The organism is Aldersonia sp. NBC_00410 (assembly GCF_026342035.1).
Lineage (GTDB): Bacteria > Actinomycetota > Actinomycetes > Mycobacteriales > Mycobacteriaceae > Aldersonia.
In genome coordinates this window covers 136,273-149,446 of the sequence record NZ_JAPENM010000011.1, presented here as the reverse complement: position 1 = coordinate 149,446, position 13,174 = coordinate 136,273, and the positions used below count along the sequence as shown (strand labels likewise).

Below are 13,174 nucleotides of genomic sequence, written 5' to 3'. Positions count from 1 at the left end.
CGAGGTGGGAGATGACGGTCTTCGAGGTGTGGGCGCCGAACCCGGATCGGGTGCGGGTCGAGGTGGACGGCACGCCGCATCCGCTGCGCCGCGCGCCGGACGGGTGGTGGCGCGCCGAGGTGGCCGCCGGTCCCGACGCTCGCTACGGCTTCCTGCTCGACGACGACGACACGGTGCTGCCCGACCCGCGCTCGCCGCGGCAACCCGACGGCGTGCACGCTCGATCGCAGCGCCACGAGCTCGATCCCGCGGGCTGGACGGACTCCGCGTGGACGGGTCGCCCGCTCGCCGGTGGCGTCGTCTACGAGCTGCACATCGGCACGTTCACCCCGGCGGGCACGTTCGACGCCGCCACCGAGCGGCTCGATCATCTCGTCTCGCTCGGCGTCTCGTTCGTCGAGATCATGCCGGTGAATGCGTTCAACGGGACGCACAACTGGGGCTACGACGGCGTGCTCTGGTACGCGGTGCACGAGACCTACGGCGGACCGGATGGCCTGCAGCGCTTCGTCAATGCCTGCCACGAACATGGCCTGGCGGTGCTGCTCGACGTGGTCTACAACCACCTCGGTCCGTCCGGCAACTATCTCGACCGCTACGGCCCCTACCTCACCGAGGGCAGCAACGCCTGGGGGCAGACGCTCAACCTGGCCGGTCCGCAATCGGCAGAGGTGCGGCGCTACATCGTCGAGAACGCGCTGCGCTGGATGCGGGACTTCCACATCGACGGGCTGCGTCTGGACGCGGTACATGCGCTCATCGATACCACCGCGGTGCATCTGCTCGAGGAACTCGCGATCCGCACCGAGGCCCTCGCCGCGCACATCGGGCGCCCGCTGACGCTGATCGCCGAGAGCGACCTCAACGACCCCAAGCTCATCACTCCCCGCGCGGCAGGCGGTTACGGACTGCAGGCGCAGTGGGACGACGACATCCACCATGCGATCCACGCCGCGGTATCGGGCGAACGGCAGGGCTACTACGGCGATTTCGGGTCGATGTCGTGCCTGGCGTTCACCCTCGGGCACGGCTTCTTCCACGCCGGCACCTATTCGAGCTTCCGTGGCCGTGTGCACGGTCGCCCGCTGGACATCGCGCACATTCCGGCGAGTTCGCTGTTCGCCTACACCTACACCCATGACCAGGTGGGCAACCGCGCGATCGGCGACCGCCCGAGCGCCTACCTCGACGACGGACAGCTCGCGGTGAAGGCGGCGCTCGCGCTGCTCGCCCCGTTCACGCCGATGCTGTTCATGGGCGAGGAGTGGGGCGCGAGCACCCCGTTCCAGTTCTTCACTTCCCACCCCGAACCCGAACTCGCCGAGGCGACCGCGCAGGGGCGCAAGGCAGAATTCGGCGAACACGGCTGGGACACAGACGATGTCCCGGATCCACAGGATCCGCAGACGTTTGCGCGGTCCAAGCTGAACTGGAACGAGCTCGACGAGGATCGGCACGCGCGGCTACTGCGTTGCTACCGCGATCTGCTCGCGCTGCGACACGATCGTGCAGAGATCACCGAGCCGTGGCTGACCGAGTTCGGTGTGGACTACGACGAGGACGCACGCTGGATCGTGCTGCACCGCGGCCGGTTGCGGGTGGTATGCAACCTCGGCGCGGATGCGGTGGATGTGCCGGTTGGGGGCACGCCGGTGCTGTGGTGGGAACCGGTGACGTCGAATCCGACCGCCTCGGCGACGACCGTGCCGGGGCACTCGTTCGTGGTGATCGAGCAGTAGCCGTCTGCGCGCAGGGGCTCGCTCAGGTGAGGTAGCGGTAGGCCGGCGAACCCGGTTCGAGCTGCTCGATCTGCAAGCGCGACTTGTCCATCCGCTCCAGCAACGGCTCGAGCCCATCGCGGCGACCGAGTTCGACGCCGACCAGCGCCGCGCCGGTCTCCCGGTTGTTGCGCTTGACGTACTCGAACAAGGTGATGTCGTCGTCCGGGCCGAGCACCTCGTCGAGGAAGCGGCGCAGCGCGCCCGGCTCCTGCGGGAAGTCGACGAGGAAGTAGTGCTTGAGACCGAGGTGGACCAGCGAGCGCTCCACGATCTCGCCGTAGCGAGAGACGTCGTTGTTGCCGCCGGACACCAGGCACACCACCGTCGAGCCGGGGTCGGGCGGGAAGGACGCCAGCGCGGCGATCGAGAGCGCGCCGGCCGGCTCGGCGATGATGCCCTCGTTTTGGTACAGCTCGAGCATCGCGGTGCAGATGGCACCCTCGTCGACGTGGGACAGCGCGAGTTCGCCGGGCGCACCGGTCACGGACCCGACCCGCGCCCCAAGCGCGGCCATGGCCGCGTGCGTCACGTCCCCGGCGCGGCGAACCGCGGCGCCGTCGACGAACGGGTCGATCTCGGGCAGCGTCACCGGACCACCCGCCACGATCGCGGCGGTCATGCACGCCGCGCCCGCAGGCTCGATGCCGAGCACACTCGCCTGCGGTGCGCGCTCGCGCAGGTAGGTCGTGATGCCCGAGATGCAGCCGCCGCCCCCGACCGGGACCACGACCAGATCCGGCGCCCGGCCGAGCTGGTCGAGAATCTCCGCCGCGATCGTGCCTTGCCCGGCGACGGTGCGTGGGTCGTCGAACGGCGGGACCATGACCGCGCCGGTGCGTGCCACGTCGTCCCGGGCGGCCGCCGCGGCGTCGTCGAAGGTGTCCCCGATCGCGATCAGTTCGACGAACTCCCCACCGTGCACGCGGATCCGGTCGCGCTTCTGCTTCGGCGTATTGCGTGGCACGTAGATACGCCCGTTGATGCCGCGGCTCTTGCACGCGAACGCGACACCCTGGGCATGATTGCCCGCACTGGCCGTGACGACACCCCTGGCCAGCTCCTCGGGATCGAGCTGAACGATCAGGTTGTAGGCCCCGCGCAGCTTGTAGCTGCGCACCACGCCGAGGTCCTCACGCTTGAGATAGATCTCCGCGCCGGTGACCGCGGACAGCCGGTCGCAGCGCTGCAGCGGAGTGGCGGCAATGACGGGCGAAATCCGCGCGTTCGCAGCATCGATGTCCTCCGCGGTAACCACGGTGGACAATTCGGTCGGCTCGGTCACGTTCGGAGTTCCGGACACCCGCAATATGCTGCCACTTTCGCGGGCGGGTCCGGTACCGGGGTGGCTTCCGACGTTCGGGCTACTGCCGGGTCAGCACGAAGACCGGAATGACCCGGTCGGTCTTGGTCTGATACTCGTTGTAATCCGGCCAGACCTCGGCTGCCCGCTGCCACCACAGGTCGCGCTCCTCGCCGTGCACCTCACGCGCCGTGTAGTCGTGGCGCTCGGCGCCGTCCTGCAGTTCCACATGCGGTTCGGCGACGATGTTGTGGTACCAGACCGGGTGTTTCGGCGCGCCACCGAGCGATGCCACGACGGCATACTCGCCGTCGTGCTCGACACGCATGAGCGGCGTCTTGCGCAGCTTGCCGGTCTTGGCTCCCTTGGTGGTGAGCAGGATGATCGGCACATCCTTCATGGTGTTGGCCTCGCGGCCGTCGGTCTGCTCGAAGGTCTCCGCCTGTTCGCGCGACCAGGCGCTGGGACTGGGTTCGTATTCACCGATCAATGGCATGCCCGATGCAACCATGCTGCACGGCGACTATTCCCGAGAACGCGATTTCCACACGCGAGAAGGCGCCTTGCACAACTGAACTCGAAAGTTCGGCTGGCCGAAATCAAGTCCGCGCAGTACCCTCACAACATGACGACCGTGGAGCGCGCCGGAACGGCAAGTTCGCCCCGCACCGGCATCGAGATCGCTGGGACGGTGTGGCCGCTGTACAAGCTCGAAGCCCTCGCCGGTGCCCTGGTCGTGCTCCTCTTCGCGCTATTGGCTACCCAGTCCGCCCAGGTCGCCGTGCTCGGTGGCGCCGCGGCCGGCACGGTGGTCTGGGTGCTGGGCCTGCTTCGCGAGCGGCGGGCACCCACGCCGAGCCGCGCCGCGCCGAATACTTAGAGGCGCGCCGCGCCGCGGGCATAGCCCGCGATCGCGGTCCAGTCCTGCGCGTCGAGCGCGTCCGACGGCGTGATCCACGATCCGCCCACGCAACCAACGTTCGGCAGCTTGCGGTAGTCCGGGGCGTTATCCGCAGTGATGCCGCCGGTCGGGCAGAACCGCGCGGCCGGCACGGGCGAATGGATCGAAGCGAGGAACTTCGCGCCGCCGCAGGCCTGCGCCGGGAAGAACTTCATCTCGGTGTAGCCCGCCTCGAGCAATCCGAGCACCTCCGAGACGGTCGCCACACCGGGTAGATGCGGCAGACCGGTGTCGGTCATCGCGCGCAGCAGCGCCGGCGTGCTCCCGGGCGAGACCAGGAACTGTGCACCGGCGTCGGCAGCCTGCTTGGCCTGCGCGGGCGTGACCACGGTGCCGGCACCGACGAGGATTTCCGGCACCTCGGCGGCGATCCGTTCGATCGCATCGAGCGCGTCCGGCGTGCGCAGTGTCAGTTCGATCACCGGCAGGCCGCCGAACACCAACGCCCGGGCCAGCGGGATGGCGTGCTCGACGTCGTCGATGACGACGACGGGAACGACGGGTGCTCGGTCGAGCAGCGATTCGGTCATTTCTGATCTCCTCAGTTCTGGGTAGCGAAGGGAAAGATGCTGGCGCCCTGGTCGGCCGGGCCGACCGTGGCACGCATGGTCGCGAAGATCTCCCGACCGGTGCCGACCCACTCGTCGTCACCGAGCCGGCGCCCGGTCTCGGGACGCGCGGCGAGTTCGTCATCGGAAAGGTGCAGGGTCAGTGCGCCGGTGGCCGCGTCCAGGGTCAGCAGGTCGCCATCGCGCACCTTGGCGAGCGGACCGCCCGACGCCGCTTCCGGGGTGAGATGGATTGCGGCCGGCACGTTTCCGGACGCGCCCGACATCCGGCCGTCGGTCACCAGCGCGACGCGCCGCCCGCGGTCCTGCAGCACACCCAGGGCCGGGGTGAGCTTGTGCAGTTCCGGCATGCCATTGGCCCGCGGCCCCTGGTAGCGCAGCACCGCGATCAGGTCGGTGTCGAGTTCGTCCGCGGCGAAGGCCGCGAGGAAGTCTGCCTGATCGTCGAACACCCGTGCCGCAGCGGTCACCGTCAAGTGTTGCGGCGCAAGCGCCGATGTCTTGACCACTGCTGCGCCCAGGTTTCCGTCGAGCACCCGCAGGCCACCTTCGTCAGCGAACGGATCCGTGGTGCTGCGCAATACGTCGGTGTCGAGGCTTGTGCGCGTGCCGGGGCGCCACTCGACGCGATCGGCGGCGAGCGTGGGCTCCGCGGTGTAGCGGCGCAGGCCGCGACCGGCGACCGTGGCCACGTCCTCGTGCAGCAGGCCCGCATCGAGCAACGAGCCGACGGCGAAGCCGAGTCCACCCGCTGCGTGGAAGTGGTTCACGTCCGCGCTGCCGTTGGGGTAGATCCGCGCCATCAACGGCACGACCGCGGACAGCTCCGCGATGTCGTTCCAGGTCAACGTGATTCCGGCGGCCCGGGCAATGGCGACCAGGTGCATGGTGTGGTTGGACGACCCGCCGGTGGCGAGCAGCGCGACACACGCGTTGACGATCGCACGTTCGTCGACCAATTCACCGAGCGGGGTGTAGTCGTCGCCGAGATCGGTAAGCCGGGTCACCCGGCGGCCGGCCTCGGCAGTCAACGCCGCACGCAACGGGGTGCCGGGATTGACGAAACTCGAGCCGGGCAGGTGCAGCCCCATCACCTCCATCAGCAACTGGTTCGAGTTCGCGGTGCCGAAGAACGTGCAGGTGCCGTCGCCGTGGTAGGACTGCGCTTCCGCCTCGAGCAGCGCGTCGCGATCGACCTTGCCCTCGGCGTAGAGCTGGCGCACCTTGGCCTTCTCCCCGTTCGGCAGTCCCGATGTCATCGGTCCGGCCGGGACGAACATCGCGGGCAGGTGGCCGAAACCGAGTGCGCCGATGAGCATTCCGGGCACAATTTTGTCGCAGACACCGAGCAGCAGGACCGCGTCGAACATGTCGTGCGACAACGCGATCGCGGTGGACATGGCAATCACATCGCGACTGAACAGCGACAATTGCATGCCGTCACGGCCCTGGGTGATGCCGTCACACATGGCCGGTACGCCGCCCGCGAACTGCGCGATCCCGCCCGCCTCGATCACCGCTGCCTTGAGCTGATCCGGGAACTCCGCCAGTGGCTTGTGCGCGGAGAGCATGTCGTTGTATGCGGAGACGATGGCGATGTTGGGCTTGACGTTGGCGCGCAACGCGCGTTTCTGTTCGCCGGCGGCGGCGAAACCGTGCGCGAGGTTCGCACAGGCCAGGCGGCCGCGGGCAGGGCCACGTCGTGCTGCGTTCGCGATGCGAGCGAGGTACGCATCGCGTTGCTGGGCGCTCCGCTCGGCGATGCGCTCGGTGGTGTCCCGCAGTACCGGATGAATATCGCTCACGCGCTTGCTCCTTCGTGCCAGATTCGACCGTCGCGCTCGATCAGGGTGTTGGCGGCGGTGGGTCCGTCGGTACCGGCGGGATAGCTGCGCGGCCCGCGTTCGGACTCCTGCCATCCGACCAGTACCGGCTCCACCCATGCCCAGGCCGCTTCCACCTCGTCGCGGCGCATGAACAGCGTGGGGTCACCCTTGACGACGTCCATCAGCAACCGCTCGTAGGCATCCGGGGACGGCGTGCGGAATGTGTCGGTGTAGTTGAGATTCAGCGAAACGGGGCGTAATCGGATCCCGCCCGGACCCGGCTGTTTCGCGGTCATGTGCAGCCGCATACCCTCGTCCGGCTGCAGCCGGATGACCAGCTTGTTCGGCTCGGTGGTGCCGGTGGCGTTCGGGAACATCGGGTGCGGAACGGGTTTGAAGGCGATCACGATCTCCGACGTGCGCCGCGCCATCCGCTTGCCGGTGCGCAGATAGAACGGCACGCCGGCCCAGCGCCAGTTGCGCACCTCCGCCTTGATCGCGGCGAAGGTCTCGGTACGGGACGCCGGATTGTCGGCTTCGGCGGTGTAGGCCGGTGCTGCCGCGCCGTCCACCAGGCCCGCGGTGTACTGGCCTGCGACCGTGCGGGTAGCGACATCGTCGGCGGTGAGCGGCGCGAGCGCCTGCAGCACCTTCAGCTTCTCGTCGCGCACGGTTTCGCGTCCGACGTAGGTGGGTGGCTCCATCGCAACGAGGCAGAGCACCTGCAGCAGATGGTTCTGGATCATGTCGCGCAGCGCACCTGCGGATTCGTAGTAGCCGCCGCGACTTCCGACGCCGAGCGTCTCGGCGACGGTGATCTGTACGTGATCGACCGAACCGGAATTCCACAACGGCTCCAGCACGGTGTTGGCGAAACGTGTGACCAGCAGGTTCTGCACGCTCTCCTTGCCGAGGTAGTGGTCGATCCGGAAGATCTGCGATTCGGAGAAGACCTCTCCCACAGCGTCGTTGATGGCCCGCGCCGAGGCGAGGTCATGGCCGATCGGCTTCTCCAAGACGACGCGGGACCGCTCGTCGACCAGACCTCGGTCGGCCAGGCCGGCACAGATCGGACCGAAAAGCTCTGGTGCGCAGGCGAGATAGTAGACCCTCGTGGTACCGGGGCGGACGTGCAGCGCCTCGACGAGTTCGTCCCACCTGCCGGGGTCGCAGACGTCGACTGTGGCGTAGTCCAGCCGAGCCAGAAAGCGCTCCGCTATCGTCGCGTCGAGCGATTCGGCGGGGACGAATCGGGCGAGTTCGCCGAGCACCTTGTCGCGGTATCCGGCGGTGTCGAGACCCGATCGCGATACGGCGACGATTCTGGTCTGGATGGACAGGCGACCGGCGCGGTCGCACTGATAGAGGGCGGGCAACAACTTTCGGACGGCGAGGTCTCCGGTCCCTCCGAACACCACGAAATCACAAGAATCCACGGCCTGCGTGCTTGTCGGCATGACGCCTCCTTAGGGCTGGCGGTCGTGCTCAACCGTAGAGACACTTTGGCCCGATGGAAAGCGTACTTATGTTTTTTCTGGGTAAAAGTCGGAGTTGCCGCACGTTACTTCGGTTGCTTCAATGGCCATATGCGCATGTCACGGCACTCGACGGCGGTTGCGACCGTAGGCGACGTCTTCGTGCTCATTCGTGACGGCATCGCGGACACCCGCGCCGAGGTCGGCCGGGTGACCGGACTGTCGCGCACCGCCGTCGCGGCCCGGGTATCGGATCTGCAGACCCGTGGCCTGGTCACCGAACGAGCCGACGGTTCGTCGACCGGCGGGCGACCGCCGGTGCGTCTGGTGTTCGATGCGGACGCAGGCGTGGTGCTCGTCGGTGCGATCGGACGCAGCCGCACACAGCTCGCGGTGTGCCGGCTCGACGGCGAGATCCTCGCGATGACCAACGTCGACCAGGAAATCGGCATCGGCCCCGACGACCTGATGCCCGACCTCGCGAAGCGGCTCGAAGTGCTGCTCGCCGAGTCGGGCCACGCTGGGGCCCCAATCCTCGGAGTGGGGTTGTCCCTTCCCGGGACCGCCGACACCGAGCGCGGCTGCAGCCTGGACTCCCCCGTGATGAGCGGCTGGGACGGGGTGCCCCTGGCCCCATATCTCCGGAAGCTGACCGACGCGCCGGTGCTGCTGGACAACGACGCGAACGTCATGGCGCTGGCCGAGCGACGCGATCGTCGCGAGGGCTATCGGGACATGCTGCTGGTGAAGGCCTCGACCGGGCTGGGCGCCGGGATCATCTCGGGCGGCAAACTGCAGCGCGGCGCACTCGGGGCGGCCGGGGAACTGGGTCACACGAAGACCGCGGCCGCGGCAGGCGTGCGCTGCCGATGCGGCGACACCGGCTGTGTGGAGGCGATCGCGGGCGGGTGGGCCCTGGTCCGCGCGCTGCAGCAGCAGGGCCGTCCGGTCGGGCACATCCGCGATGTTGTCGACCTCGCGTTGGGTGGCGATCCCGAGGTGCGGCGGATGCTACGCGAGAGCGGCCGGCATCTCGGTGAGGTGCTTGCCGCCGCGGTGAACCTGCTCAACCCGGACGCGATCATCGTTGGCGGCGACATGGCGCAGGCATACGACACGCTGGTGGCCGGCCTGCGCGAGACGCTGTATGGCAACGCGGCCGCACTCCCGACCCGCGAACTGCGCATCCTGCCGTGGCTACACGGCGAGCAGTCCGGCGTGATGGGTTGTGCGGCACTGATACTCGATCACGTTCTGAGTGCGCGGACGATCGACGCGGGGTAGCGGCTAGGTCGCCAGGCAGCTCGGTCCGAGCAGCGCCTTCAGATCGCCCATCAGTGCCGGCGACGGCGTGACCCGCAGACTGTCGTCCAGCTTCATCATGGTCACCTTCTCCCCGCTCAACAGCCGCAGGTGCACATCCGACGTGCCGGGATGACTGGTCAGTACGCGCTTGAGGGCACCGACCTTGTCGGGTGTGCACATCCGGGTGGCGATGCTCACCGCGATCGGCTTCGCCACACCCACCGCCGAAAGATCGGGCACAGCAAGGTCGTTGGCGATCAGCGACACTCGATCGTCGCGGACCGAGACGCGCCCCTTCACCAACACGACCGTGTCCTCGGCGATGTCCATGCCATAGACCGAATACGACTGCGGGAAGAAGAGCACCTCGATCCCGCCGACCAGGTCCTCGAGCTGCGCGGAGGCCCACGCCATGCCGTTCTTGTTGATCCGCCGGTTCACCGACGCGAGAATGCCGCCGACGATCACCTGCGCACCGTCCTTCACATCCCCTTCCAGGATGCTCGGGATCTGAGTGTCGGACTGGGCCGCGAGCAAATGCTCCACACCGTTGAGTGGATGTCCGGACACGTACAGCCCCAACATTTCCCGTTCCAGGGCGAGCCGATGCTTGGCGTCCCATTCCTCGTCCGGGATCTTCACGTCGAACACCCCGGCGATCGCGTCGTCTGCGTCGCCGCCGCCGAACAGGTCGAACTGGCCGATCGCCTCGGCTTTCTTCGTCCCCATCACCGCGTCGATGGCGTCCGAGTGGATCAGGAGCAGACCCTTGCGCGGGTGCCCCATCGAGTCGAACGCACCGGCCTTGATCAACGACTCGGTGACCTTCTTGGCACACGCCAGGGCATCGATCTTGTTCAGGTAGTCGGAGAAGTCGGTGAACTTCGTTTTCGCGTTGCGCGCATTGATGATCGACGTCACCACGTTCGAGCCCACGTTGCGTACCGCGCCGAGACCGAACCGGATGTCCTCCCCCACCGAGGCGAAGTTCAGCTCGGACTCGTTCACGTCCGGCGGCAGCACGGTGATCCCGAGCCGGCGGCAGTCGGCGAGATACACCGCGGCCTTGTCCTTGTCGTCGCCGACGCTGGTGAGCAGACCGGCCATGTACTCGGACGGGAAGTTCGCCTTGAGGTAGGCGGTCCAGAACGACACCAGGCCGTAGCCGGCCGCGTGCGACTTGTTGAAGGCGTAACCGGCGAACGGAAGGATGGTGTCCCACAACGCCTTCACCGCGGCCTCGGAAAAGCCGTTACTGGTCATGCCCGCGCGGAAGCCCTCGTACTCGGCTTCGAGCACTTCGAGCTTCTTCTTGCCCATGGCCTTGCGCAGCGCATCGGCTCGGCCCATCGAGTAGCCGGCGACCTTCTGCGCGATGAACATGATCTGTTCTTGGTAGACGATCAGGCCGTAGGTCTCGGCGAGGATGTCGCGCAGCGGTTCCTCGAGTTCGGGATGGATGGGCTTGATGGGCTGGCGCCCGTTCTTGCGGTCGGCATAGTCGTTGTGCGCGTTCATGCCCATCGGGCCGGGGCGGTAGAGCGCGAGCACCGCGACGATATCGTTGAAGCCGGTCGGCTGCATTCGCCGCAGCAGGTCGCGCATCGGCCCGCCGTCGAGCTGAAACACGCCGAGAGTGTCACCGCGGGAAAGCAATTCGTATGTTGCCAGGTCTTCCAGCGGAAGCGTGTCGAGATCGATATCGATGCTGCGGTTGGCCTTGATGTTGTCGATCGCGTCACCGATGACGGTGAGGTTGCGCAGACCGAGGAAGTCCATCTTCAGCAGGCCGATGGCCTCGCACGACGGGTAATCCCAGCCGGTGATGATGGCGCCGTCCTGGGCGCGCTTCCATACCGGGATCGAGTCCATCAACGGTTCCGACGACATGATCACCGCGCATGCATGCACACCCGCGTTGCGGATCAGGCCCTCGAGTCCCTTGGCGGTCTGGTAGATCTTGGCCACGTCGGGGTTGGTGTCGATCAGCTGCCGAACCTCGACGGCTTCCTTGTACCGCTCATGGGTGGGATCGGTGATGCCGGAGACCGAGATGTCCTTGGCCATGATCGGCGGCGGGAGCGCCTTGGTGATCTGATCGGCGATGGCAAACCCGGGCTGGCCGAACTGAACTCGCGCCGAGTCCTTGATCGCGGCCTTGGTCTTGATGGTGCCGAACGTGATGACCTGCGCGACGCGGTCGCTGCCCCACTTCTCGGTGGCGTAGCGCACCATCTCGCCGCGGCGGCGATCGTCGAAGTCGATATCGATATCGGGTGCGGACGGGCGTTCCGGGTTCAGGAACCGTTCGAACAGCAGTCCGTGCGGGATCGGGTCGATATTGGTGATGCCCAGGGCGTAGGCAACCAGCGAACCGGCCGCCGAACCACGGCCCGGTCCAACCCGGATGCCGACCTCCTTGGCATGCGAGACCAGGTCGCCGACCACCAGGAAGTAGGCCGGAAAACCCTTCTGCTTGATGACGTCGAGCTCGAAGTAGGCGCGGGTGTAGTACTCGTCGGGGACACCGGCGGGGAAACGACGCTCGAGGCCACGGTCGACCTCCTTGCGCAACCAGGAATCCTGGTCCTCGCCTTCGGGCACCGGGAAGATCGGCATTCGGTCCTTGAAGGCCCAGACGTCGTCGTAGGGCTGGACGCGCTCGGCGATCAACAGCGTCGAGTCGCACGCGTCGGGCACCTCGCTGTCCCAGATCGCCCGCATCTCGGCGGCCGACTTGAGGTAGTAACCGTCACCGTCGAACTTGAACCGGGTGGGGTCGGACAGCGTCTTTCCGGTCTGAATGCACAGCAGCGCTTCGTGATTGGACGCCGCGTCCTTCGTGACGTAATGGCAGTCGTTGGTCGCCAACGCCGGAATCTCGAGCTTGCGACCGATATCGATCAGGCCCTCGCGGACCCGGCGCTCGATGTCGAGTCCGTGGTCCATCAGCTCGAGGAAGTAATTGTCCGGGCCGAAGATCTCCTGCCATTTGGCGGCGGCCTCGAGGGCTTCGCGGTCGTGCCCGAGCCGCAGCCGGGTCTGCACCTCACCCGACGGGCAACCGGTGGTGCCGATGATGCCCTCGGCATGCTGGGCGATGAGCTCTTCGTCCATGCGCGCCCACTTGCCGAGCTGACCCTCGATCGAGGCCAGCGACGACAGCTTGAACAGGTTCAGCAGACCGGTCGAGTTCTCCGCGACCAGCGTCATATGCGTATAGGCACCGCTGCCGGACACGTCGTCGGACTTCTGGGCCCGATCGCCCCACAGCACGCGCTTGGTATCGAACCGCGAGGCGGGCGCGACGTAGGCCTCGATGCCGATGATCGGCTTGATATCGAACTTCTTGGCGGTGTTGTAAAACTCCGACGCGCCGTACATGTTGCCGTGGTCGGACATGCCGACGGCGGTCATGTCCAGGCGTTTCGCCTCTTCGAACATCGGCGATATCTTGGCTGCACCATCGAGCATCGAGTACTCGGTGTGGTTGTGCAGGTGGACGAACGAGTCTGCCAAGGCCATCCCTCCGGTGTCGCGTCCTAGGCAGTCTAGGCGGGTGGACCGACACCGGAAGGAGGCACGCGGGGGTGTGACGAATGAGGCGCTGTGATACTCAGCCGCTCTTGCGGCGGAACTCCCGCTTGTGCGAGGCGGAAGACTGCGCATGGTCGGCCTTGGCGTGCCCGTCCAGGTGCGAGGTCCCCGTCTTGCTCTGGTGATTCTTGCGGTCGAGCGCTTCCTTGAAGCGTCGCTTCTGATCGTCGTCGGCGGCGGTCATCCTGTGCTCCTCCCTGTCGTTATTACCGGCTGAAACTACGCCGAACGGGCGCAATCCGCCTCCGGTTTTTCCGGCGGTCCCGGGTACCGCGAATTCTCGGACCGTTCATACGGGGGCAACCCGCACGCCACCGAACACGGCGGGCGGCGTCCTAGCGTCCAGTATGTCCGCAAACT

At 67.0% G+C, this 13,174-nt stretch carries 10 protein-coding genes; 3 read left to right on the top strand and 7 right to left on the bottom strand.

Annotated features, from left to right (window positions below):
- The first annotated feature begins 11 nt into the window (after positions 1–11).
- The gene (gene treZ / locus OG921_RS22930; RefSeq protein WP_266114842.1) at positions 12–1,739 is read left to right on the top strand and encodes a malto-oligosyltrehalose trehalohydrolase; all 1,728 of its coding nucleotides are present in this window, start codon (positions 12–14) and stop codon (positions 1,737–1,739) included.
- 22 nt (positions 1,740–1,761) lie between these two features.
- On the opposite strand, the gene ilvA is transcribed toward treZ, so the two are convergent.
- Both ilvA and OG921_RS22920 read right to left on the bottom strand, forming a co-directional pair.
- A complete protein-coding gene (ilvA, locus tag OG921_RS22925) occupies positions 1,762–3,081 on the bottom strand; it encodes a threonine ammonia-lyase IlvA (RefSeq protein WP_266114841.1) in 1,320 nt (439 codons plus the stop codon).
- Between the two features lie 61 nt (positions 3,082–3,142).
- Complete coding sequence (locus tag OG921_RS22920; RefSeq protein WP_266114840.1) at positions 3,143–3,577, bottom strand: nitroreductase family deazaflavin-dependent oxidoreductase; 435 nt, start codon at positions 3,575–3,577, stop codon at positions 3,143–3,145.
- Positions 3,578–3,706: 129 nt separating this feature from the next.
- Between OG921_RS22920 and OG921_RS22915 the strand changes: the two genes are divergently transcribed.
- On the top strand, positions 3,707–3,961 hold the full coding sequence (locus OG921_RS22915; RefSeq protein ID WP_266114839.1) for a hypothetical protein: 255 nt from the start codon (positions 3,707–3,709) through the stop codon (positions 3,959–3,961).
- Here OG921_RS22915 and eda read toward each other — a convergent pair.
- From eda to zwf, 3 genes are read right to left on the bottom strand one after another with little or no spacing between them, the layout of a single operon-like run.
- A complete protein-coding gene (gene eda, locus OG921_RS22910) occupies positions 3,958–4,572 on the bottom strand; it encodes a bifunctional 4-hydroxy-2-oxoglutarate aldolase/2-dehydro-3-deoxy-phosphogluconate aldolase (protein WP_266114838.1) in 615 nt (204 codons plus the stop codon). The genes OG921_RS22915 and eda overlap by 4 nt on opposite strands.
- Positions 4,573–4,583: 11 nt before the next feature.
- The gene (edd, locus tag OG921_RS22905; protein ID WP_266114837.1) at positions 4,584–6,416 is read right to left on the bottom strand and encodes a phosphogluconate dehydratase; all 1,833 of its coding nucleotides are present in this window, start codon (positions 6,414–6,416) and stop codon (positions 4,584–4,586) included.
- Entirely contained in the window at positions 6,413–7,894 is a 1,482-nt protein-coding gene (gene zwf, locus OG921_RS22900) for a glucose-6-phosphate dehydrogenase (protein WP_266114836.1), read from the bottom strand. Before zwf ends, edd begins: the two co-directional genes overlap by 4 nt.
- 129 nt (positions 7,895–8,023) lie before the next feature.
- Between zwf and OG921_RS22895 the strand changes: the two genes are divergently transcribed.
- Positions 8,024–9,196 (top strand): ROK family protein, encoded by a 1,173-nt coding sequence (locus OG921_RS22895; RefSeq protein WP_266114835.1) that lies wholly within the window; start codon positions 8,024–8,026, stop codon positions 9,194–9,196.
- A 3-nt stretch (positions 9,197–9,199) separates the two neighbouring features.
- On the opposite strand, the gene dnaE is transcribed toward OG921_RS22895, so the two are convergent.
- Positions 9,200–12,736: a DNA polymerase III subunit alpha gene (gene dnaE, locus OG921_RS22890; RefSeq protein WP_266114896.1), complete on the bottom strand. Its 3,537-nt coding sequence runs from the start codon at positions 12,734–12,736 to the stop codon at positions 9,200–9,202.
- A gap of 97 nt (positions 12,737–12,833) precedes the next feature.
- A complete protein-coding gene (locus OG921_RS22885) occupies positions 12,834–12,998 on the bottom strand; it encodes a DUF5302 domain-containing protein (RefSeq protein WP_266114834.1) in 165 nt (54 codons plus the stop codon).
- Positions 12,999–13,174: the final 176 nt, after the last annotated feature.

Bases quoted from the DNA above. Each gene is read 5' to 3' on its own strand.
- eda (WP_266114838.1), bottom strand. From the start codon at position 4,572: ATGACCGAATCGCTGCTCGACCGAGCACCCGTCGTTCCCGTCGTCGTC.
- OG921_RS22885 (WP_266114834.1), bottom strand. From the start codon at position 12,998: ATGACCGCCGCCGACGACGATCAGAAGCGACGCTTCAAGGAAGCGCTC.
- OG921_RS22920 (WP_266114840.1), bottom strand. From the start codon at position 3,577: ATGCCATTGATCGGTGAATACGAACCCAGTCCCAGCGCCTGGTCGCGC.
- zwf (WP_266114836.1), bottom strand. From the start codon at position 7,894: ATGCCGACAAGCACGCAGGCCGTGGATTCTTGTGATTTCGTGGTGTTC.
- treZ (WP_266114842.1), top strand. From the start codon at position 12: ATGACGGTCTTCGAGGTGTGGGCGCCGAACCCGGATCGGGTGCGGGTC.
- OG921_RS22915 (WP_266114839.1), top strand. From the start codon at position 3,707: ATGACGACCGTGGAGCGCGCCGGAACGGCAAGTTCGCCCCGCACCGGC.
- OG921_RS22895 (WP_266114835.1), top strand. From the start codon at position 8,024: ATGCGCATGTCACGGCACTCGACGGCGGTTGCGACCGTAGGCGACGTC.